Source organism: Afipia sp. 1NLS2 (assembly GCF_000178995.1).
Taxonomy (GTDB): domain Bacteria; phylum Pseudomonadota; class Alphaproteobacteria; order Rhizobiales; family Xanthobacteraceae; genus Afipia.
The window spans coordinates 1,138,937-1,160,572 of sequence record NZ_ADVZ01000001.1; the positions used below are offsets into that span (position 1 = coordinate 1,138,937).

Here is a 21,636-nt window from a genome sequence, read left to right on the forward strand (position 1 = left end):
AATCTCACACCTTCGGTGCGAACGTCTCGGCCTGCGCAAGCTCCCACGCTTCACCGAACCACGCGTTCTCGGTGCCGGACAGCAACTCGCCCGGCTGAAGCTGCGGGTAAAGCTGCGCGAACGACACCACCTCGTTGCCGGAAATGCGCTGCGAGAAATGGATCGGCCTGATCTCGCTGGGATGCTCGAGCCCTGCGGCCGCGATCAGTTCGGCGAGCGCGCGCACCATGGCGCCGTGATAATTCGCAACCCGCACCCTCTTGTCCTCGACCACCAGCGCGCGGCTACGCTGTGGATCCTGTGTGGCAACACCGGTCGGACAGCGGTCAGTATGACAGCTCAGCGACTGAATGCACCCCAGCGCGAACATGAAACCGCGCGCGGAGTTGCACCAGTCCGCACCGAGCGCCATTGCCCGCGCCATGTCGAAGGCGGTCGCGATCTTGCCCGATGCGCCGATGTGGATTCGCTCGCGGGCATTTATACCGATCAGTGCGTTATGGACGAAATTGACACCGTCGCGCATCGGCATGCCGATATGATCGGCGAACTCGATTGGCGCAGCGCCGGTGCCGCCTTCCTTGCCATCGACCACGATGAAATCAGGATAGATACCGGTCTGCAGCATCGCCTTGCAAATCGCGAGAAATTCCCATCGATGGCCGATGCACAGCTTGAAGCCCGCGGGCTTGCCGCCGGAGAACCTGCGCATCTCGCCGATGAATTGCATCAACCCCACGGGGGTGGAGAAGGCGCGATGATAGGCGGGCGAAATGCAATCCTCGCCCATCGCCACGCCGCGGATCAGAGAAATCTCCTCTGATACTTTCGCGGCCGGCAGCACACCGCCATGACCGGGCTTCGCGCCCTGGCTGATCTTGAGCTCGACCATCTTGATCTGGTCGTCGGACGCAACGCGCGCAAACGCTTCCGGATCGAATTGCCCGTCGCGGGTGCGACAGCCGAAATAACCCGAGCCGATCTCCCAGATGATATCGCCGCCATTCTCACGATGATACGGACTGACACCACCCTCGCCGGTGTCATGCGCAAAGCCGCCCTGACGCGCACCGGCATTGAGCGCGCGAATGGCGTTTGCACTCAACGCACCGAAGCTCATCGCCGAAATGTTGAAGATCGAAGCTGAATACGGTTTGGCGCATTCTGTTCCGCCGATAACGATGCGAAAGTCCGATTCCGCCGGCGCCTTCGGCGTGATCGAATGGTGCATCCATTCAAAGCCATCGGAATAGACATCCAGCTGAGTGCCGAAGGGCCGCTTGTCGAGTGCCATCTTCGCGCGTTGATAAACGATCGCGCGCGTGTCGCGGCTGAACGGCCTGCCATCTTTTTCGCTCTCGAAGAAATACTGCCGCATCTCAGGGCGGATTTTTTCGAGCAGAAAACGGAAATGCGCCGTGATCGGATAGTTGCGCAGCACCGAATGGCTCCGCTGCATCAAATCGTTGATGCCGATACAGGTGAAGCCGGCGAATATCGCGACCGCCACCCACAGGGCGGCGGGCAACTCTCCGTTCGCTAGGCCCGCGCCAAGCAGGACCAGCGTGGCGAGCGTGCAAATGGTGAGGAGGATGAAGCGTGGGGCGAAAGGTAGCAGCAGCGTCCGCATGTAGGCCTCGGAGAGAATCACAGGCATGCGAGATGACCTGAGAGCTTTTACCCTCTCATGGATCACGGCGTCACGGCAAAGAGCGATTGACCCCGGCGAAATGGCGCCCGAACCAGCAAATGGGCCTGATAACCACCTGGAGGGCCATATCAGGGTTCATGGCGATCCCGGGAAGACTCGAACTTCCGACCTACGGTTTAGGAAACCGTCGCTCTATCCGGCTGAGCTACGGGACCGGCGAGGCCGTTGATAGCAGAGGAGAGGCAGGGAGGCTACGGGGGACACCTCTGCCGGCGCAGGGCGAGGAATCCCGCCCTGCGCTCGCTGGACCATCGCAATGATCTAAACGCTGACACTACTCCGCTAGAAGCTGAAGCCGACGCCAGCCGCTGCCAGATGGTGAGACGTCCCGTCGAAGCTGGCCGTCCACGGACTCGTCGCAACATGTGTGGGATACACGGTCGAGCCAAAAACCTGATTCACCGCGCCGACATACAAATAGCGATACTCGCCGAACAGGTAAGCCCCGCTGTCGCCGAGGGGCATACGCGCACCAACCTTTGCCTGTGCCGCAAAAGTCCAGGCTGAGGCATCGGGGTTTGCATTGAAGTGGTTGATGCCTGGCTCCGCCGGATCGGTCTGAGTCGACGTGGCGCCCTTGATGGAGACATTGGCTGCTCCGATGCCGCCGCCGATATAGGGTGTGAAGCCCTGATAGGGCGTGCGGAAGCCGACAACCATATTCGCCAGAAGCACCGTGGTGCGGGCCGGGAAAGTGTCGCTGAAGGTGTGCTCGTCAAGCCGGGCTGTGGAATTCGCCAGTGTCGCACGTTGCTGGTTGCCTGCCAGATAGAACCCTTCGAGCTCCAGAGCCGGCTGCAAATATTTGCCATACGACCATTCATAACCGACATGCGCGCCACCGAACCCGACGCCACCGCTATTGATCCGCCCCCTGGCATCGACAGCCAGGGGCCCTCCCTGGGCCTCGGTGAAAAAGGCGGTGCCGGACTGACTGACGCTGGTACCGCTGCGACTGCCCCCACCACCGAAAACGCCAACATAGGCGCCGCGGCTGGATGCCGGCAAAACTGAAGCTCCCTTGGTGTACATCGCATAGGCCTGAGCCGGCGGAGTTGCCGCCACGGCGACGGCGTGTCCCGATGGCTTGGCTGCCGGTGCCGCCTCGCGGGCCCTTCTCAAAGTTTCGGCGTGCCGCTCCTGTTTCGCCTGCCTCAATTCGGCGCGCAGCTCGGAAATGGTCTGCTGCTGCGCTTTGAGCATGCGAAATAGCTCTGCATTGGATGGAATCTGCTCGGCATGTGCGGCACTCGCCGTCATCAAGCCTGCAGCCACGATGAAACACTTGCGCGCTGTCATTTGATTGCCCCTTTTGATCCCCGTTACCGCTGGCACTATGGAACTGGGCCGGAAACGCGCAAAGGCATCACGTTCTCAGCAGCGAGCGTTTCAGGTGCAAACTGCAGATTTCAAACGCAGTGTGGATTTTGGGCGACATGCGCCTGCATGCGCACTGGAGAAGACATCGCGCCAACGCGGGGACGAGAAGCGTTTGAGCCGGCCTATGAAATATCTCTGACGCTCAGCCTGCTTCCCGGAGACGGAAGACGCTGGCGGCGGCATAAGCGCCGCCAGCAAGGATTGGCAAAGTTGGTGATCAGGCCGCGCGGACTTCGTTGAGGAAGGCCTGGACCTGCTGCTTCAGCGTCTCGCCGTTTTCGGACAATGCCGACGCCGCATCGACCACGCGCCCGGCGGTAACGCCGGTCTCGCGCGCGGCATCGCGCACGCCTGCGATGTTGCTCGACACCTCGCTGGTACCTTCCGCCGCCTGGGAGACGTTGTTGGCGATCTCGCGCGTTGCCGCGCCCTGCTCCTCGACCGCCGACGCGATCGCGCTGGCGATCTCGTTCACCCGGCCGATCGTCTGTGTGATCTCGTCGATCGCATCGACCGAGGTGCGCGTGGCAGACTGGATCGCCGCCACCTGCGCCGCAATCTCGTCGGTCGCCTTCGACGTCTGGGTCGCAAGCTCCTTGACCTCGGACGCGACAACCGCGAAGCCACGGCCCGCATCGCCCGCGCGCGCCGCCTCGATGGTGGCGTTGAGCGCCAGCAGGTTGGTCTGCGCCGCGATCTCGCTGATCAGCTTCACCACGTCGCCGATCCGCTGCGCGGCCTGCGCCAGATCGCGAACGCCGGCATGGGTCTCATTGGCCTGCGCCACCGCATCGCCCGTCACCTTGGTCGATTCGTTGACCTGCTGGGCGATTTCATTGATCGAGGCGTTCATCTCCTCGATCGCCGCCGCAACCGCCTGCGAACTGCGCGACACATCTTCGGAGACGCGCGCCACGAGGTCGGTCTGGCTGGTCGCTTCCTCGGCGGTGCTGGCCATCGATTCCGCCGTCCCGCGCAGATCGACCGCCGACGAACTGACCGAGGAAACGATCTGGCCGACGCCTTCCTCGAACCGGGTCGCCAGTGCGTGCAGCGTCTGGCGCCGTTCCGCTTCGGACGCGGCGCGCTGCTCTTCCTGCGCGGCGCGCAGACGTCCGGTTTCCGCGAGGCTGTCCTTGAAGACCTCGACCGCAGCCGCCATGGAGCCGATTTCGTCGGCCCGCTGGGCGCCCGGCACCACAAGCTCATGATCGCCCGCGGTGATCGCGCGCATCGCCCCTTCAAGCGCGCGGATCGGCTGGGCAAGCCCGCGCCCGATCCATACCGAGACCAGACCGGCGAGAAGCACCGCGGCGAGTGTCATCAGCCCGAGCCACATCGCCGAGCTGTGCTTCAGCGCGGCATAAGCCGAGGCATCGCGCACAATTTCAAACACCGCAACAGGCTTGCCGGAATAGCTCTTGATCGGGCCGAAGGCGGTGCCGACAGGACGGCCCGCCTGCTCGCCTTGGCGCGTGAAGACTTCGCCGCTCAACGCGCGCTTGACGTCGTCCACGCTCGTCGCGGAATCCGTGAGCGTGGTCGCAAGCGTCTTCATCTTGTCGCCGTTCATTTGATGGATCGCGACATCGACGCCGAACCGCGCTTTCATGTTCTTCACAAAGGCGTCGCCAAAGGGTTCGCCGATATCGACATTGCCGATCACCTTGTCGCCATCGATCATTGGCGACGAACCGAACACGTTCAGGATTTCGCGACCCACCTCGACGCCGCCAATGGCTTTCTTGTCGGCCATCGCCTCGACCACCATTTTGCGGCGAGGCCCCACATCGTCTCCGAACACCTTCGGGGCATGAGCGCGCATGAAGGAGATCGAGGGCGGCGTCTGGATCGTGATCAGCTCAAGACCCAACGGCTTGATCTTATCCAGCACCTTCTGCGTCAGTGCGATCGTACCGTTACGGTCGCCGGCACTCACCAGCGCCTTGAGTTCGGGAATGACGGCGAGAGAATTTGCCACGGCAAGCGTCGTGCGCGTGTCCGCATCGAGAGCCGCCGTCAGGTTGGCGTAATCGGCGCGCGATTCGCGCTCCAGCGCCGTGTCGACCGTCGCCTGCTGGCGCCACAGGCCGAAGCCACCCAAAACCACACATGAAGCTGCGGCGACGAGAGAAATCGCCACCATGATGCGAACCGAAATGGACTTGAATTTCACCATTGCCCCCAACCATCCGATACAATGCCCGGCGACACAGTAGAGAAGGGGACTCAATAACGAATTAACGCCGTCAGCCTTGGACGAATTCAATTCGCGAGCCGATTCCATTTTTCAGAATTTGCACGACATGTAAGCTTCGTGATCGCTGATTTCCGGAATATGTCGTGAGGCGAGCGCCGCCGCACTGTTGCCAACCGATTCAAGGTTGCCGCAAAATTCGTCATCCCCCGGGCAGCCGTCAATTATGGAGATCACATGACAATCACCGTCGATGCGCTCGATCATCTCGTTGTCAATGTCACGGATGCCGTCGCATCCGCCGAATGGTATGAGCGCGTGCTCGGCATGGCCCGTGTCGTCTTCGACCCCGGACACGGCAAGGCCCCGCGCATTTCCATGCGGTTCGGGCGGCAGAAGATCAACCTGCGGCCAGTCACAACCGACAAGGTAGAATGGTTCACCGCCGATCACGAAGCTGCGGGCAGCGATGACCTGTGCTTCCTCACCTCCGCCGGGCCGGAGGCTGTCATCGCCCATCTGCGGGCCTGCGGCGTCGCCATCGAGGAAGGCCCAGTGAAAAAACAGGGCGCGCTCGGCACCCTCACTTCGGTCTATTGCCGCGACCCCGACGGCAGCCTGATCGAAATCTCATCATACGACGGATAGTTTTTCTCCCGGACGTCCGGGCCATGTAAAATCCTTTGAACCTTTTCCCGGTTCTGCCGACTTATGAGCATGGAGGCGAACCGGGAGCCTGCGACCCTTACCCCTTGGCGCTCCCGAGCCGGTTCCTATATCCTCCGGGCCAGTCATCCATGTGCTGCGGCCCAACTCACGTTGCGGCCTGAAACTAGCCATATCGGTTCGCGGAACAACAGCAAACACGTTCACTGCAGGAACTCGCCACATGATTCGTTTTTCAAGAACTTTGCCGGGCACTGTCGCCGCCGTCGTACTTGGCGCCGCGATGCTGTTGCCATGTTCGGCCAGCTACGCCGATGGCGGTGCGTTCGCCGATTATGCCGGCCACTGGTCCGGCAACGGCACGATCACCATTGCTTCCAACAACGGCACCAGCAACGAGCGGATCCGCTGCCGCGGACAATATACGACCAGCAGCGGCAATAATGTCGTGAACATCAATCTGCGTTGCGCGAGCGACAGCTACCGCTTCGACCTCGCAAGCGAAGTGCGCTCCAGTGGCGGCCAGTTAAGCGGCTCATGGACGGAAACGAGCCGCGGGGTGAACGGCAGCGTCGAAGGACGCGTATCCGGCGGACAGGTGACCGCTCTAGTGCAGACCAACGGATATGCCGCGACCTTCAACATCTCAACGCGCGGCAACAAGCAGTCGATCGCCATCGCCTCGAAGGGCGAACTGCGCGCGGTTAATATCTCGCTGACCAAATAAGCCTTCCGAACTGACAGTCAAAAAACATCTCCGGGCTTTCGGGCCCGGAGATTTTTCGTTTTGAAAACCTGCCTCAAACCGAACCTGCCTCACTCGGCGGGTTTCGGATCGGTGCGACGCTCGCCGCGCAACCGGTTCGACAGACTGATGAGGAACATCGCCGTCGGGCGCAGGATGAACAGGTCCGCGACCAGCGCGGCAATCATCGAGAAGGCGCTGAGCCAGCCGAACAGCCGCAGCGACGGCAGATCCGAAAACACCGTCACCACCAGTCCGCAGGCCAGCACCACCGTGGTCAGGATCAGCGCCGGCCCGACCAGCACCGTGGCGCGCTCCACCGCAAGCCCTTCATCCACGCCGGGCTGCTCCTCCAGCCGCAGACGATTGAGGAAGTGGATCGTCGCGGAAAGGCCCAACCCGAACGAGACGGTCAGCGCCACCACGCTGGCGAATTGCAGCCCCTCCCCCATCAGCCACAGCACCGTGCCGGACAGCACCACCGGGAAAATGCCGGGCAGGATGCTCACGAACATCACGGTGAGCGAACGGAACGCAAGGCCGATGAAGGCTGCTACCAGGCCGAACTCGATCGTCAGACCATGGTTGAGCTTGTCGATCATGCTGGCGCTGTTACGCGCCGCAATCGCCGACAGTCCGGTGACAGCTATCTGGTAACCCGGATGAGCTTGCCGCACCGCAGCCATCGCGGCATCGAGCTTGTTGACGGTCGGCAGGATCTGGCTGGAATCGAGATCCGGCACACGGCCCGAAACTACCACGGCATCATGATCGGGGGAGATGAAACGGCCGACCAGATGCTTCGGCAGCATGTCGACATATTCCTTGAGCGTGGCGACATCGGAGCGGCCCGCCTTCTCGGCAAGCCAGCGGCGCAGCGTTTCCAGCGACCACACATTGCCGACACCGGCCTGCTTCTCGACAATGCTGTGAACGTCAGCGATCACCTGCAAGGTCTGCGGCGAATACAGGCTTTCGCCTTTGGGGAATTCGATCAGCACATCGATTGGATTGGCGCCGGTCAGCTTGGCGTCGAGCCGGCTCGATGCCTCGACCGCCTGCTTTTTGTCCGGCACCTGATCGGCGAGACGATACCGCGGCTGCAAATGGGCGTAGATCGTGCCAAGGCCGACCACCACCAGCAGCGCGATCAGGCTGAAAAAGCCGGGCCGTCCGACCATGCGCACGGCAATCCAGCGGCAGAACGAGCGTAGTGCCTCGACGCCGGCGTCGGCGCCCTTGATCTTGGTGGCGAACACATTCTCCTTGCGCACCAGCAGCACGCCGAATACGGGCACCAGCGACAGCACCGCAACAAGCGCGATGATCGTCGCCAACAGCCCGGCTTCTCCGAATTTCCGGATCAGGTCCGAATCGGAAAATTGCAGCGCGATGAAGGACAGCGCCGCAGTGCCATGCGTCAGCACGCAGGCCGGGCCGACGACCAGCACGGCATTGCGGAACGCCGTGCGCTTGTCCTCGCCCGCGATCAGGCGGTCGCGCGCGGCGAAGGTGAGCTGCATCGAGTCGGCGAAACTGATCACCATGATGAGCGGCGTCATCACGTTCAGGAACATATTGAGGCTGAAGCCGAGCCAGCCGAGCGTACCGAGCGCCAACAGGATCGCCAGCAGCGGGGGAAACGCCGCCGCGACCATGAATGATATTCGCCGGAAGAACACGATAGCGATCAGGCAGCCCGCCAGAATTCCCGCGATGTTGTAGGTGAGGCCATCCCGCTCGACGGCATTGCGGATTTCGAGCTGCATGACCGGCACGCCGGACAACTGGCTTGTCAGTCCGGTCCCGGCAAGATCTTCGCTCATCAGCTTGCGGATGTCGCCAACGGTCTTGCCAAGACCCTTGCTGCTGACGACCTGCGGATCGAGCGCCAGCACCACAAGCGCCAGCGTGCCATCTTCGGACAACAGCTTGCCGCGAATGACCTCGTTGCTTCTGACCTTGGCAATGAAGTCCTGATACGCCTGCCCCTGCGGCAGCGTCTCAGGGAAAAGCGCCGCCGGCAGATTGCCGTTCTCGGGCGGCTGACGCGCGGAAAACAGCGAGATGATGCCGCGGGTGCCATCTACAAGCTGCAGGTCGGTGACGAGGTCGCGCAACTTCTCCAACGAGTTGCGCGCGAGTAGCGACTTGCCTTCGACCACCACCAGCACGTCGTATTCGCTGGAGGGGAAGCGCTTCGTCACCTCCTCATATTGCTTGTATTCGGGGGTGTCCGAGCGAAACAACTGGCTGAGCGAATCGTCGATCTTGATGCGCTGAAGGCCGAAGAATGCCCCGACGCACAAGGCAACCAGGATCACCAGCGACAGGACCGGCGCCTTGACTGCGATCAGGCCGATCCGCTCGAGGCCGAAGGCAATCGAAAAGTTACGGCGAGGGTCGGCCGGAACGGAAGAGGTGTTTGGCGGAGGAACGGTCATAGGTGATCCGGGTGACGATTGAGAACGGAATTCGGACGCGATCGATCAACGGCTGACGACGCAACTGCGAAACACTTCGATCTTCGCGGTGCGCCGCACGTTGATACCAGAGCGGTTCCACTCTCGCCAGCGGACATCCCCTCTCGACCTCTATCCTTGGGACCAAAGATACCTCGACTTGACGGCGAAATCTGGAAATTGGGAACCAGGCGGGAGCCTGCGGATTTTATTTCAACCAACAGGAGCATGACATGGCGAGAAAATACTCCAAGGGCGCAGCCCGCAAGGTTGAACGCGCGATGAAGAAGCGCAAGGCCGGCACGCTCAAGAGCGGCCGCAGCGGAAAGAAGGTGAAGAGCCGCAAACAGGCGATCGCCATCGGGCTCTCCGAGGCACGCAAAGCAGGCAAGAAAGTCCCCAAGAAAAAGACCGGCCGTAAAGCGGCCAAAAAGAGCACCCGGAAAACCGCGAAGAAGGCCACTAGAAAGACGGCACGCAAGACTTCCAAGCGTCCGGTGCAAAAGCGCAAGGCAGCCCGCAAGCGCCGGCGCTGAGCGAAGTCTCGCTCCTGCCCCCTCCTCCAGTCGATGGTATCGACGTCTTGAAGGCGTCACACTGTCGTGGCGGCATTGTGCAAATTGTAGCCAGCCATTCCCTTGTCGGGTGTTTTAGTCGCACCTATCCTGAATGGAACTAGGTACCGAAGGAGGTTGTCATGGGTTTGCTTGATGTTCTCAACGGGATGCAGAATGGGCCGCGCGGCCCGAAAGACCCCACCGCCTCCGGCGGCATGTCGCCAATAACCATGGCAGTCCTGGCCCTGCTTGCCTACAAAGCCGTCAAGCATGTCACCGGCTCGACCGGCACGGCGACCGCGCCCACGGGCGGCAACTCAACCTTGCCCGGAAGCACGACTGCTCCAAGTGGGGGCATGGCGACCGGGGGCCTGAGCGGCGGCCTCGGGGGACTCCTGCAGGGCAATCTCGGTGGCGTACTCGGCGGCCTCTTGGCCGGTGGCGCGGCCGGCAGCGTGCTGAGCGGCGGCCTCAATGACCTGCTCAAACAATTCCAGGATGCGGGCCATGGCGACGCCGCCAATTCCTGGGTCGGGCCCGGCGCCAACAAACAGATTTCATCGGGCGATCTGGCGAGCGCACTCGGCGCCGACCAGATCAACACACTGACCACCCAGACCGGTCTGTCACGCGATGAACTGCTCGAAGGACTGGCGCAGCAGCTCCCGAACATCATCCATCAGCTCACGCCCGATGGCCGGCTGCCGAACGCACAGGAAGTGTCGCGCTGGCTGTAAGCCAGCTGTGTCTCCCCGTCTTTTGCAAAAGGAATTCGCAATGCTCTACATCATTCTGGTCGGGTTCGTTGCCGGCATCCTAGCGCGCTTTTTGTCTCCCGGCCCAAACAACCCGTCAGGATTTATCCTGACCACCGTGCTCGGCATTGTCGGCGCCTTCGTCGCAACATGGATCGGTCAGGCGATCGGTCATTACGGTCCCCATCAAGGCGCGGGATTCATCACCGCAACGATCGGCGCGCTGCTGGTGCTGTTCATCTGGAACAGGCTCGTTGCCCGCGGTGTGATTTCCGATCCGGGCAATCGCTGACATCATGCGCGCCGGCGTCTCAACGATCTGCCGGCGCATTTTCTTTTTTCTTGCCACGATATCGAGCGTGACGCTTGCGGGCGCAGCCGCGCAAGCGGCTTGCGACAGTCCCCTTCAGGGCGAGGGACAGGTATCCGCCATTCTCGATGCCCGCACGCTGCGGCTTGACGATGGCCGCGAGGTTCGCCTGAGCGGAATCGAAGTTCCGAAGTCTGCCGAGATTGCGGGCACGGCATGGCTTCGCGAACATGCCCTCAGGCAAAAGATCACCTTGCGCGGCATCGATGATGCACCGGACCGCTACGGGCGGCAGCATGCATTCGCGCTGCTCGACGGCAGTGAGATGACATTGCAGAGCGCGCTCGTCGGGGAAGGACACGCCATCGTATCAGCCAGTCCCCGCGATAGGACCTGCACGGCGGAATTGAGGGAGGCGGAATCACGTGCCGAGGGTTCCCGGCTCGGCGTCTGGTCACAGCCCGCCTTCGTTCAGGAGGCTACCGCGACAGCCGGTATCTTGAAATATATTGGCCGTTTTGCCCTCGTTGAGGGTACAATATTATCCGTCCGGCAGGCTGGCGCGACGGTTTATCTGAATTTTGACCGGCGGCGGATTCAAGGCTTTGCCGTGACCGTTTCCCGTCGCATGATGGCGAGCTTTGCGGCTGCGGGAATGACCCCCGCCACGTTGCAGGGGAAGCGGGTTCGGGTCCGGGGATGGATCTCGCAGCATGGCGGGCCGCGCATGGAAGCGAGGCTCCCCAGCCAGATCGAGTTCGTCAGCGACACAAGGACGGCTGCGGCCGGAGGCAAATAACGCGTGGGACGACAGGCGCTGACGCACCATGATGGAGCAGGCCGCTTCGCGGCAGCGGCTGTGCTGTGCCTTGCGCTCGGAATGAGCGCCTGTACCGACATGGGCCGCTTCCAGGTCTCAGGCAACGAGAAGCCGCCACCAACCATCAAGGCGACACGCCCCTCCCCGGAAACCAGCGCGACCGACCGCGAGCATCAGCGCATCCTCGCCTCCTATGGCGGAGCCTATAACGATCCGAAACTTCAGGCCCTGATCACCAAGGCGGTGGATCGCCTCGTCGCGGCTTCCGACCGGCCGGACTTCTCCTATCGGGTGACGATCCTCAATTCAGGCGCGGTGAATGCCTTCGCACTTCCGACGGGCCAGCTTTACGTCACACGCGGATTGCTCGCGCTGGCGAGCGACACCTCGGAATTGTCCAGCGTGCTGTCGCATGAAATGGCGCATGTGCTCGCCAAGCACGCCTCGATCCGCGAGGAACAGGCCAAGCGCGCCGCCCTCGTCAACAATATGGTCGGCGAAGTGGACAGCGGCGACGCCAACATGCAGGCGCTGGCGCTGGCAAAAACCAAACTGACGATGGCGAGCTTCTCGCGCGCGCAGGAGTTCGAAGCCGATGCGATCGGCGTAGCACTTGCGGCGAAGGCCAATTTCGATCCCTACGGCGCGGCCCGCTTCCTCTCGGCGATGGAGCGCAATGCCGCGCTGAAGACATCGCACACCGCGGACCCTCGCTCGCAGGATTTCCTGTCCTCTCATCCGGCAACGCCCGAGCGCGTGGAGAATGCCGAAACCAGCGCCAAGCAATATGCCGCGTCAGGCAGCCATGAGCGCGACCGCAACGCCTATCTCAGCGCGATCGACAATCTTGTCTACGGCGAAGACCCCAGCGAGGGCTTCGTGCGCGGACGGCGCTTCCTGCATCCCAAGCTCGGCTTCACCTTCGTCGCACCCGAGGCCTATACGCTCGACAACACCGCGCAGGCCGTGGTCGGCGTCCGCGAGGGCGGCACGCAGGCGCTGCGGTTCGACGTGGTGCGTGTGCCGCAGGAATTGCCGCTGTCGTCCTATCTCAATTCCGGCTGGATGGAGAACGTCGACAAAAGCTCCGTCGAGGAAAGCACCATCGGCGGCTATCCTGCCGCGACCGCAGCCGCCAGCAGCGATCAGTGGCAATTCCGCATCTACGCGCTGCGTGTCGGCGGCGATGTCTATCGTTTCATTTTCGCGGCGAAGGACAAGACGGGAGATGCCGAGAAGTCGTTCCGGGAGACGGTCAATTCGTTCCGCCGCCTGACTCTCGCCGAAATCCAGGCGGCCCGGCCGCTGCGCGTCAAGATCGTCTCGGTGAAGCCCGGTGACACCGTGGAATCGATGTCGCGGCGGATGCAGGGCGTCGACCGCCCGCTGGAGCGTTTCCGGATCATCAACGGTCTGGACCAGCGCGCGGCGCTCAGGCCGAACGACCGCGTCAAGATCGTCGTGGATTGAAGCCCCCACAAGCGGCTTTCATTTTCTGCGAGGCAATAAAAAACCCGGCCGCGAGGCCGGGTTTTTAAATCGATCGGATGGCTGCACTCAGGCCGCCTCGTCCTCGCTGAGGGAATCGTCGTCGTCGCCATCGTCGTCGGAGGCTTCGCCCACCGCATCGGCACTGGCTTCCGCCTTGGCCGCACCGCGGCGCGGACTCTTGGCGAGATTGGCTTCGACTTCCTTGACCGCTTCGGTCTCGGTGATGTGCTGCACCACCGCGATCTCGCGCGACAGGCGATCGAGCGCCGCTTCATAAAGCTGGCGTTCGCTGTAGGACTGTTCGGGCTGCGACTCCGAGCGATAAAGATCGCGCACGACTTCGGCGATGGCGACGATGTCGCCCGAATTGATTTTCGCTTCGTATTCCTGCGCGCGGCGCGACCACATCGTCCGCTTGATGCGCGCACGGCCCTTCAACGTCTCCAGCGCACGCTTGACGAGTGCAGGGTCCGACAGCTTGCGCATGCCGACATTGATGACCTTCGCGGTGGGCACGCGCAGCGTCATCTTGTCCTTGATGAAGCTGATAACGAACAGCTCCAGCGTCGCACCCGCGATCTCCTGCTCCTCGATCGCAAGAATCTGACCGACGCCGTGCGCCGGATAGACGACGAATTCATTGGTCTTGAAGCCCTGGCGCTGCGTCAGAACCTTCTTCGGTTCCTCCACCTTCGCCACCGGCTTGGCGGCCGGCTTCACCACCGGCTTCGGCGCAGCCTTCGCGGCGGGTTTGACGGGGGCCTTGGCAACCGGCTTGACGGCCGGTTTGGTTTTGGCAGCGGCCGGCTTCGCCGCTCCCTTGGCAGGGGACTTCGCGGCAGGCTTGGTGGTCTTCTTTGCTGGCATTACACTTCTTTTGCTTTTTGAGGTGCTGGCTGCCACGGCGGCAGCCTTCTTGCCGGAGGCGCCACGGGCGGGCGTCTTGCCGGAGTGCTTGTCTTTGGTTGCTTTGGTTTTGTTATGACGCGATTTGTCTGCCACGGCGCCTTGCGTGGAACCGCCACGCCCCTGATCGACCCGGTTGCCCTTCGACGCCGGTATCCGGAAGCGGACAAGGCGTGAACAACCGACGGAATGTGCCAATAATAGCACATTTTCCGCAAAAATCAAAGGTTTATGGACAGTTGAGGTGTATCGATACCGTCGCCGGAAGGTGCGCCACCAACTACGGTTAAGAGGATTCCGTGCTTGGGCCGTTTCAGTCCCCGGTGCCGGGGTTGGGCGAGAAATAATTATCGAACTTGCCCTCGGCCCCATCGAACTCCTTGGCGTCGGCAGGCGCGTCCTTTTTCTGGGTAATATTGGGCCAGGTCTTGGCGTATTCGGCGTTCACGCCGAGCCATTTCTCCAGATCGGCCTCGGTATCGGGCTTGATCGCTTCCGCCGGGCATTCCGGCTCGCACACGCCGCAATCGATACATTCGTCCGGATGGATCACGAGCATGTTCTCGCCTTCGTAGAAGCAGTCGACGGGACACACCTCAACGCAGTCCATGTATTTGCACTTGATGCAATTTTCGGTGACGACGTAAGTCATCCAGATCTCCGGAACCTTTCTAAATTCGGGTGTTGGCCTAGCGCAGGATATGCAGCGCCGCAAGAGAATGAAGCCTCTGCTATCGCAGATAGTTACTTCTCTTTCCCGTTCAATTCGTCATAGAGGCTCTGCGCTGATGGCGCATCGCCTCGCCGTTCGCTGAAAGCGGCGACCCTCAAGATACGGACCCGCGTATCGAGCACCACCGTCAGCACATCACCGGATTTCAACGCATGGCCGGGTGAAGTCTGCCGCAGGCTGTTGAGACGGACCCGGCCACCCGACACCAGTTTCGCCGCATCGCCACGCGTGCGCACGATCCGTGCATGCCATAGCCATTTGTCGAGACGCTGGCGATCCAAATGCGCGTGTCAGTCCTTGCGATTGCCGAGTTGTTCCTTAAGCGCGGCGAGCTTGGCGAATGGCGAGTTCGGATCGGCCACGCGCTCGCGCTCACGCGGCGCGCTGGTCGCGAAGGTGCGGAAGTTTGAACCGTTGTCCTTGCGGTCACGGCCCTCGCGCTTGCCCTCGAACTTGCCTTTGCCCTTGAAGCGCTGATGTGGACGATCGCCGCGCTCCTCGCGCGGACCACGCGCCTGAGCGCCCTCTCCTTCCGGACGCGGCTTGCGGTCTTCCCGCGCACGATCGCGGTGATGGCGACGCGGTCCACCCGAACGCTCGGCCTTGTCTCCCGCCTCGGCAGTTCCTCCCTCCGGCGTCGCCGCGCGCGGCTGGTGGCGGTGATGACGGTTGCGATCATGGTGATGACGGCGCTCGTCGTGGCGACCCGCAGGACGCCACACTTCGACAAGCTCCGGCTCCGCAGGTGTGGCGGCGGGTACAGTTCCGTCGGACGAAGCAGCTTCTACGGAAGTTGCTGCCGTATCGGGCTGCGATGTTTCCACGCCTTCTGCGGCAGGCGTTTCCTCACTTGCCGGTTCAGCCTCTGCCGGTGCGAATGCGACTTCCGGCAACTTCGTAGCGCTCGCGAGATCGACGGCGGTCTCTGCCGCCACCTCGGCCTCCACTGACGCAGTCTCGACAGCAGCAGTTTCGGTTGCCGCTTCGGGGGTGGCATCTGCCTGCAAAGCAGCGGATTCGGTTTCGGTCGCGGCAGTGGCAGGTGTTTCCGCAGGCTTTGGCTCCTCCGGCAACGGCGCGCGGCGGTCCATGCGATAGCCGAGCGAGCGCAGCACGGAGGCAAAATCCTCACCTGCTGAACCGGTGAGCGATGTCATCGCCTGCGTGACCGTGAACGAGCGGCCGTCGAACGCACCTGCGGGCCTCTCCGCGCCGGTGCCGGGACGCCACGACAGAGCGGGACGAATAAGATCGGCCAGCCGCTCGAGAATATCGACGCGGACCGCGCGCTCACCCGCGAGCTTGTAGCCGAGCACACGATAGGCATCCTGCGACAACGCCTTGTCCGCCGGGAATGATGTACGGCCCGAGGCCCCGAGATGCTGCGCGCCGCCAAGCGCGTTCATGTCAATCTCGTCCTGCTTCAGCGCCCACAACAGCGACGCCAGCGTGCGTGCACCGGGCTTCAAGAGCGCCGGGAAGAAAATATGATAGGCGCCGAACCGCACGCCGTATTTGCGCAATGTTGCGCGCGACGGCTGATCGAGATCCTTCATCTCGGCCGCGATCTTCGGCCGCTCCAGCACGCCGAGCGCCTCGACGAGTTGGAAGGCGATGCCGCGCGCGATGCCGGTGACATCCTCGGCCTTCGAGAGGTCGAACATCGGCCCGAGAATCTTTTCGACATGGGTCTTGAACCACAGATCGAGCCGCGCCTGTACCGCATCGCGCGATGCCCCGGTGAGGCGCTCGTCGGCAATGATGCGGATACGCGGATGCAACACATCGTCCGCGGCGGTGAGCTTGCCGACCGCATCGCCGGTCCAGCGCAGCGTGCCATCGGAGGCCAGCGCGAACTGATCGTCGGCAGCCGCAGAGAGCTTCTCCGCGCGCGCATCGATCTCGCCCGCCAGCGCCTTGAGCGCGGTGGCCTGCAACGCCTTCGCCTCGGATCCCGCCTCGGCGGCATCTGGCGCAAACATGAAGCCATCGAGGCGGCCGATCACATGGCCCTCAACGGTGACTTCGCCGGTCTTTCCAATTTCAGTCGTCAACATCGTGTTTTCCCGCAAGCGGCGCATCAATACACTGGTCCGGCGATCAACGAAACGCTCAGTTAGCCTCGAATGCAGTGCATCAGACAATTTATCCTCCACCGCACGGGTGGTTTCCTGCCAATAAAGGGGGTCGGAGAGCCAGTCGGGGCGGTTGGCGGCAAAGGTCCAGGTCCGGATTTGTGAAATCCGCGCGGACAAGGTGTCGATATCGCCGTCGATCCGGTCCGCCTGCGCCACCTGGGTCGCGAACCATTGATCCGGAATCCGGCCCTTGCGCATCAGAAAGGTAAACAGCGCCGTGACGAGTTCGGCATGAGCGGCGGGCGATAATTTCCGGTAATCGGGAACCAGACAGGCCTCCCATAGCTTCTCGACCGCATCTGCATCCACCGCCATGTCGCGCACTTCAGGGTCGCGCGACGCATGATCGAGCACGCGCTGGTCTTCGCCGAGCGGCGAGCGCGTCAATGCCTCGTGTCCCGGTGCCGCCGCGAGCGACACCTGCAACGCCGCGAGCGACGAGAAGTCGAGCGCGGTGTTCCTCCATTGCAGCATCTTCACGCTGTCGAAGGTGTGATTCTGCAACGCGTTCACCAATTCCGGCTCGAACGGCGCGCAGCGTCCTGTCGTTCCGAACGTACCATTGCGCGTAGCGCGGCCCGCACGGCCCGCGATCTGGGCGAATTCGGCGGGCGTCAGACGGCGGAACTGATAGCCGTCATATTTGCGGTCCGATGCAAAGGCGACGTGATCGACATCGAGGTTGAGGCCCATCCCCACCGCGTCCGTGGCAACGAGATAATCGACATCACCGGACTGGAACATCTCCACCTGCGCGTTGCGGGTGCGTGGGCTCAGCGAACCCAGCACCACCGCCGCGCCGCCATGCTGGCGCCGGATCAGTTCGGCGATGGCATACACTTCATCTGCGGAGAACGCGACAATCGCGGTGCGGCGCGGCTGGCGCGTAATCTTGCGGTCGCCCGCGAATTCCAAAAGCGACAATCGCGGCCGCGTCACGATATTCGCGCCGGGCAACAGCCGCTCAATCAAAGGCCGCATCGTCGCGGCGCCGAGCAGCAGCGTCTCGTCGCGGCCGCGCCGATGCAGCATGCGGTCGGTGAAGACATGGCCACGTTCGAGATCGGCCGCGATCTGGATTTCATCGACCGCGAGAAACGACACATCAAGATCGCGCGGCATCGCCTCGACGGTCGATACCCAATAGCGCGCCTTCGGCGGCTTGATCTTCTCCTCGCCGGTGATCAGCGCCACGGAGTCCGCGCCGACGCGCGCGGCGATCTTGTTGTAGACCTCACGCGCGAGAAGCCGCAGCGGCAGGCCGATCATCCCCGAGGAATGCGCAAGCATCCGCTCGATCGCCAGATGCGTCTTGCCGGTGTTGGTCGGGCCCAACACGGCCGTCACCCCTGCGCCGGGCGCCCGATCTGGCCGAAGATGAGTGGTTGAAGGAGAGGAGTGTTTCACAACGCGACGCTTTTCGGCTCGGAATGCCTTGAGAATTCAGGATTGGAACGAGTCCGGAACGAAAGCAGCCCGAATCGCTGACTCATGTCGTGTCCGGCTTCGTTCACCGCAAGATGTCGTGTGAGCAGTATTGCTCTGCCACCAGATCGCGGATTCCGGGGCGATGAATTGAGCGTAACACGCGGCGATTCCTTAATTGCACGGAGGACTCCGTTTGCCCTGTGAGTCAAGCCATCGCGAGGCGAGAATCTAGTTGGCGCGCTTCGATGCCTGCGACTGCGCTGCGGTGTTGAATTCGGTCGCCTGCACCATACCAAGGCCAATGGGTGTCGGAATCCGCACCCGCACCGGCACCATCACCCGTGTGCCCGCGATCGGCGCAAGCGCCACATCCATGTCCTGGCGCTTGACCAGATATTTGATCGCCGCGCGCGACGGCACATAGCCCGCCAGCGGTTTGAAGCTCACCGAACAGACGACCGTCGAAAGCCTTGCGCCGTTGGCCAGCGTCACCGTCTCCAGCGCCTTGAAGGCGAGCTGCAGATCGTAGCGCATCCGCCCGTCGAAGATCGCCGCCCCGGTGGCGCAGCCTTGCGGGCTGGGCAGTTCGTCCTTGCCCGGCGCTACAAACATCACCCCCGACATCGGGTCGCTCACGCTGCGCCGCTGGGCATCCATCACCGGAATACGATCCGGCGTCGGAGGCGGTTCAGGCTCGATGGTCGAAGCCGTCACGCGCTCACCGGCAAAGGCGATCCGGATGGTCTCGTTCTTCTTGCCGTAGAACACCGAGCTCAGATAGGCCTCCGGCACCAATCGGCCCGCGAGCACCTTGCCTTGCGCAGATCCCGTGCCGTGCCCGCCGCCGATGGCCTTGACGAGCCCCGTGGTGCCGCCGGACGTCAATCCCGAATAATCCTTGTCACCGATCACGATCGTCCAGTTGCCCTTGCCGATGACGATTCCGCTCAAGGTCGCCTGATATTTGGCGTCCAGCCGGCCCTGCGCATGAGCAGGGCCGCTCAGAAGAAGCATCGGCGCGACGTAAAGCAGCCGGCTCCAGAGGCCTCGATCGAAAAAATCCATCAAATGAGAGTCCTGATCCGTCCGGGCAATGCGTCACCGCCGGCAACAAAATCGGGAACCGGCAAAAGCATTGTCTTCCGCTTGATTGCGCCGATTATATGTTGGGAAATGCTTGGCTTTGTTCATAAAATCGCTATTCTCCCGGCGTTTTCGGGCATTTCGGCGCCTCCGCCGTCTTGACGCTGAGCCACCCTCCGACTATACGTCCGCGGTTCCTGAAATGGACGGTAGCAACCCCCGCGCGGGCCTTTTCTGGCTCCGGGAGACACAAGGATTTCGCCATGTCACGGCGCTGCGAGTTGACGGCCAAGGGGCCGCAGGTTGGCCACAGGGTCAGCCATTCGAACATCAAGACCAAGCGCCGGTTCCTGCCGAACCTGTGCAACGTCACGCTGATCTCCGAGACGCTCGGCCAGTCGGTGCGCCTGCGGGTGTCCACCAACGCGCTGAAGAGCGTCGACCACAATGGCGGCCTCGATGCCTTCCTGCTCAAGGCCAATGTGGCGACCCTGTCGCCGAAGGCCGCTGATCTGAAGCGTCAGATCGAGAAGAAGAAGCTCGCCGCAGCGAACTGAGCCTGGACAAGGCGGCCTCTGCGCTTCGATAGCCTGCAGACAGCATTAAAAAAAGCCGGATCGTTCGATCCGGCTTTTTCGTTGTTGGTGGCATTTGATCCTCCCGAGGCTTTCGCCTCGAGAGGAGATTGAGTGCAGATCAGGCCGCAGCCTTCGCCGGCTTGCGGAGCTTCGCCCAGAGGTCAGAGATCACACCCCAGAACAGGGCGACGAGACCCAGAACCATGATCGTCGAGACCAGCCCGTTCGAGAAGAAGACGCTGAGGTGGCCGCTCGAGGCCAACAGCGACTGACGGAACGCTTCTTCCGCCTTGTCGCCGAGCACGATGGCCAGAACCATCGGCGCGAGCGGATAACCCGTCTTCTTCATGAAGTAACCGACGATGCCGAAGATGAGCATCAGGATCACGTCGAAGCTGGAGTTGTGCACTGTGTAGGCACCAATCGCGCAGATCACGAGAATGACCGGAGCGATGATGCTGAACGGGATGCGCAGGATCGCCGCGAACAACGGCACGCAGGTCAGCACCAGGATCAGGCCGACGAGGTTGCCGAGGTACATGGAAGCGATCAGGCCCCAGACGAAGTCCGGCTGTTCGACGAACAGCAGCGGTCCCGGCTGCAGACCCCAGATCAGGAGACCGCCGAGCAGCACCGCAGCCGTCGGCGAACCCGGAACGCCGAGCGCCAGCATCGGCAGCAACGCGGAAGTGCCCGCGGCATGCGCCGCAGTTTCCGGTGCAACCACGCCTTCGATCTCGCCGTTGCCGAAATTATGGCCACGCTTCGAGATGCGTTGGGCGATGCCGTAGCTCATGAACGAGGCCGGCGTCGCACCGGCGGGCGAAATGCCCATCCAGCAGCCGATCAGGCAGGAGCGCAGCGACACCATCCAGTAGCGCGGAAGCTCCTTCCAGGTCTGCCAGACCACTTTCGGATTGATGCCCGCAGCCTTGCCCTTGAACGCGAGGCCTTCTTCCATCGTGAGAAGAATCTCACCGATGCCGAACAGGCCGATAACCGCGATCAGGAAGTCAAAGCCGTTGAGCAGGTCGGTGAAGCCGAACGTCAGGCGCAACTGGCCGGTGACGCTATCGAGACCGACTGCCGCCAGCGCGAAGCCGATCATCATCGAGGCGACCGTCTTGAACGGCGGTTCCTTACCCATGCCGATGAAGCTGCAGAAGGCGAGGAAGTACACCGAGAACTTTTCAGCCGGACCGAATTCGAGAGCGAACTCTGCGACCAGCGGCGCCACCAAGGTAATGACGATGACCGCGAACAGCGCACCGACGAACGACGAGGTGAAGGCTGCAGTCAACGCCTCACCCGCGCGGCCCTGCTGGGCCATCGGATAGCCGTCGAATGTCGTGGCCACCGACCACGGTTCACCGGGTATGTTGAACAGCACCGACGTGATGGCTCCGCCGAACAACGCTCCCCAGTAAATGCAGGAGAGCATGATGATCGCGCCGGTCGGCGTCATGCTGAAAGTCAACGGCAGCAGAATTGCGATGCCGTTGGCGCCGCCTAGTCCCGGCAGCACGCCGACGATCACACCAAGCAAAATGCCTATGATCATCAGCAGAATATTGGATGGCTGTAACACGACGGCAAAGCCGTGAAACAGATTGGCGATATCTGCGAGCATGGACGTTTTCCTACCTAAATCTCTTTTATCGTTTCGAGCGCACTGC

The 21,636-nt window shown here is 62.3% G+C and carries 18 protein-coding genes and 1 tRNA gene; 8 read left to right on the plus strand and 11 right to left on the minus strand.

The features are described from left to right. Positions 1-4 precede the first annotated feature (4 nt). From AFIDRAFT_RS05595 to AFIDRAFT_RS05610, 4 genes are all read right to left on the minus strand, one after another. On the minus strand, positions 5-1,630 hold the full coding sequence (locus tag AFIDRAFT_RS05595; RefSeq protein ID WP_040298103.1) for an FMN-binding glutamate synthase family protein: 1,626 nt from the start codon (positions 1,628-1,630) through the stop codon (positions 5-7). 159 nt (positions 1,631-1,789) lie between these two features. Next, a tRNA-Arg gene (locus AFIDRAFT_RS05600) sits at positions 1,790-1,866 on the minus strand. A 127-nt stretch (positions 1,867-1,993) separates the two neighbouring features. Then, a complete protein-coding gene (locus AFIDRAFT_RS05605; RefSeq protein WP_009338267.1) occupies positions 1,994-3,010 on the minus strand; it encodes an outer membrane protein in 1,017 nt (338 codons plus the stop codon). Positions 3,011-3,308: 298 nt separating this feature from the next. After that, the gene (locus tag AFIDRAFT_RS05610) at positions 3,309-5,270 is read right to left on the minus strand and encodes a methyl-accepting chemotaxis protein (RefSeq protein WP_009338269.1); all 1,962 of its coding nucleotides are present in this window, start codon (positions 5,268-5,270) and stop codon (positions 3,309-3,311) included. A gap of 255 nt (positions 5,271-5,525) precedes the next feature. Between AFIDRAFT_RS05610 and AFIDRAFT_RS05615 the strand changes: the two genes are divergently transcribed. Together AFIDRAFT_RS05615 and AFIDRAFT_RS05620 are read left to right on the plus strand one after the other, a co-directional pair. Then, the gene (locus tag AFIDRAFT_RS05615; protein WP_009338271.1) at positions 5,526-5,936 is read left to right on the plus strand and encodes a VOC family protein; all 411 of its coding nucleotides are present in this window, start codon (positions 5,526-5,528) and stop codon (positions 5,934-5,936) included. A gap of 241 nt (positions 5,937-6,177) precedes the next feature. After that, positions 6,178-6,681 carry a hypothetical protein gene (locus AFIDRAFT_RS05620; protein ID WP_009338272.1) on the plus strand — a complete coding sequence of 168 codons (504 nt, stop codon included), beginning with the start codon at positions 6,178-6,180 and terminating at the stop codon, positions 6,679-6,681. An 89-nt stretch (positions 6,682-6,770) separates the two neighbouring features. Here the strand turns inward: AFIDRAFT_RS05620 and AFIDRAFT_RS05625 are convergent, their stop codons facing one another. Beyond that, a complete protein-coding gene (locus AFIDRAFT_RS05625; protein WP_009338273.1) occupies positions 6,771-9,143 on the minus strand; it encodes an efflux RND transporter permease subunit in 2,373 nt (790 codons plus the stop codon). A gap of 251 nt (positions 9,144-9,394) precedes the next feature. Between AFIDRAFT_RS05625 and AFIDRAFT_RS05630 the strand changes: the two genes are divergently transcribed. The 5 genes from AFIDRAFT_RS05630 to AFIDRAFT_RS05650 all read left to right on the plus strand — a co-directional run bounded on the left by AFIDRAFT_RS05630 (position 9,395) and on the right by AFIDRAFT_RS05650 (position 13,073). Beyond that, the gene (locus tag AFIDRAFT_RS05630) at positions 9,395-9,697 is read left to right on the plus strand and encodes a DUF6496 domain-containing protein (RefSeq protein WP_009338274.1); all 303 of its coding nucleotides are present in this window, start codon (positions 9,395-9,397) and stop codon (positions 9,695-9,697) included. Between the two features lie 161 nt (positions 9,698-9,858). Beyond that, the gene (locus tag AFIDRAFT_RS05635; RefSeq protein WP_009338276.1) at positions 9,859-10,455 is read left to right on the plus strand and encodes a YidB family protein; all 597 of its coding nucleotides are present in this window, start codon (positions 9,859-9,861) and stop codon (positions 10,453-10,455) included. Positions 10,456-10,495: 40 nt separating this feature from the next. Next, a complete protein-coding gene (locus AFIDRAFT_RS05640) occupies positions 10,496-10,765 on the plus strand; it encodes a GlsB/YeaQ/YmgE family stress response membrane protein (protein ID WP_009338278.1) in 270 nt (89 codons plus the stop codon). Between the two features lie 67 nt (positions 10,766-10,832). After that, positions 10,833-11,582, plus strand: a complete 750-nt coding sequence (locus AFIDRAFT_RS05645) for a thermonuclease family protein (RefSeq protein ID WP_245258124.1) — start codon at positions 10,833-10,835, stop codon at positions 11,580-11,582. Between the two features lie 3 nt (positions 11,583-11,585). Next, positions 11,586-13,073 carry a M48 family metalloprotease gene (locus AFIDRAFT_RS05650; protein WP_009338281.1) on the plus strand — a complete coding sequence of 496 codons (1,488 nt, stop codon included), beginning with the start codon at positions 11,586-11,588 and terminating at the stop codon, positions 13,071-13,073. 87 nt (positions 13,074-13,160) lie between these two features. Here the strand turns inward: AFIDRAFT_RS05650 and AFIDRAFT_RS19340 are convergent, their stop codons facing one another. The 5 genes from AFIDRAFT_RS19340 to AFIDRAFT_RS05675 form a co-directional block, all read right to left on the minus strand. Next, the gene (locus AFIDRAFT_RS19340; protein WP_083801640.1) at positions 13,161-14,096 is read right to left on the minus strand and encodes a CarD family transcriptional regulator; all 936 of its coding nucleotides are present in this window, start codon (positions 14,094-14,096) and stop codon (positions 13,161-13,163) included. 217 nt (positions 14,097-14,313) lie between these two features. Further along, positions 14,314-14,652 (minus strand): ferredoxin FdxA, encoded by a 339-nt coding sequence (fdxA, locus tag AFIDRAFT_RS05660; RefSeq protein ID WP_009338285.1) that lies wholly within the window; start codon positions 14,650-14,652, stop codon positions 14,314-14,316. A gap of 92 nt (positions 14,653-14,744) precedes the next feature. Beyond that, the gene (locus tag AFIDRAFT_RS05665; protein ID WP_040297828.1) at positions 14,745-15,014 is read right to left on the minus strand and encodes an RNA-binding S4 domain-containing protein; all 270 of its coding nucleotides are present in this window, start codon (positions 15,012-15,014) and stop codon (positions 14,745-14,747) included. Between the two features lie 9 nt (positions 15,015-15,023). Further along, on the minus strand, positions 15,024-18,209 hold the full coding sequence (locus tag AFIDRAFT_RS05670; RefSeq protein ID WP_009338286.1) for a helicase-related protein: 3,186 nt from the start codon (positions 18,207-18,209) through the stop codon (positions 15,024-15,026). Between the two features lie 318 nt (positions 18,210-18,527). After that, complete coding sequence (locus AFIDRAFT_RS05675) at positions 18,528-19,364, minus strand: DUF3108 domain-containing protein (protein WP_009338288.1); 837 nt, start codon at positions 19,362-19,364, stop codon at positions 18,528-18,530. Between the two features lie 281 nt (positions 19,365-19,645). Here AFIDRAFT_RS05675 and rpmB point away from each other — a divergent pair, with 281 nt between their 5' ends. Then, positions 19,646-19,939, plus strand: a complete 294-nt coding sequence (gene rpmB, locus AFIDRAFT_RS05680; RefSeq protein WP_009338290.1) for a 50S ribosomal protein L28 — start codon at positions 19,646-19,648, stop codon at positions 19,937-19,939. Positions 19,940-20,078: 139 nt separating this feature from the next. On the opposite strand, the gene AFIDRAFT_RS05685 is transcribed toward rpmB, so the two are convergent. Further along, a complete protein-coding gene (locus tag AFIDRAFT_RS05685) occupies positions 20,079-21,590 on the minus strand; it encodes a tripartite tricarboxylate transporter permease (RefSeq protein WP_009338292.1) in 1,512 nt (503 codons plus the stop codon). Positions 21,591-21,636: the final 46 nt, after the last annotated feature.

Bases quoted from the DNA above. Each gene is read 5' to 3' on its own strand.
- AFIDRAFT_RS05610 (WP_009338269.1), bottom strand. From the start codon at position 5,270: ATGGTGAAATTCAAGTCCATTTCGGTTCGCATCATGGTGGCGATTTCT.
- AFIDRAFT_RS05635 (WP_009338276.1), top strand. From the start codon at position 9,859: ATGGGTTTGCTTGATGTTCTCAACGGGATGCAGAATGGGCCGCGCGGC.
- AFIDRAFT_RS05615 (WP_009338271.1), top strand. From the start codon at position 5,526: ATGACAATCACCGTCGATGCGCTCGATCATCTCGTTGTCAATGTCACG.
- fdxA (WP_009338285.1), bottom strand. From the start codon at position 14,652: ATGACTTACGTCGTCACCGAAAATTGCATCAAGTGCAAATACATGGAC.
- AFIDRAFT_RS05625 (WP_009338273.1), bottom strand. From the start codon at position 9,143: ATGACCGTTCCTCCGCCAAACACCTCTTCCGTTCCGGCCGACCCTCGC.
- AFIDRAFT_RS05605 (WP_009338267.1), bottom strand. From the start codon at position 3,010: ATGACAGCGCGCAAGTGTTTCATCGTGGCTGCAGGCTTGATGACGGCG.
- AFIDRAFT_RS05685 (WP_009338292.1), bottom strand. From the start codon at position 21,590: ATGCTCGCAGATATCGCCAATCTGTTTCACGGCTTTGCCGTCGTGTTA.
- AFIDRAFT_RS05595 (WP_040298103.1), bottom strand. From the start codon at position 1,630: ATGCGGACGCTGCTGCTACCTTTCGCCCCACGCTTCATCCTCCTCACC.
- rpmB (WP_009338290.1), top strand. From the start codon at position 19,646: ATGTCACGGCGCTGCGAGTTGACGGCCAAGGGGCCGCAGGTTGGCCAC.
- AFIDRAFT_RS05630 (WP_009338274.1), top strand. From the start codon at position 9,395: ATGGCGAGAAAATACTCCAAGGGCGCAGCCCGCAAGGTTGAACGCGCG.
- AFIDRAFT_RS05640 (WP_009338278.1), top strand. From the start codon at position 10,496: ATGCTCTACATCATTCTGGTCGGGTTCGTTGCCGGCATCCTAGCGCGC.
- AFIDRAFT_RS05675 (WP_009338288.1), bottom strand. From the start codon at position 19,364: ATGGATTTTTTCGATCGAGGCCTCTGGAGCCGGCTGCTTTACGTCGCG.
- AFIDRAFT_RS05620 (WP_009338272.1), top strand. From the start codon at position 6,178: ATGATTCGTTTTTCAAGAACTTTGCCGGGCACTGTCGCCGCCGTCGTA.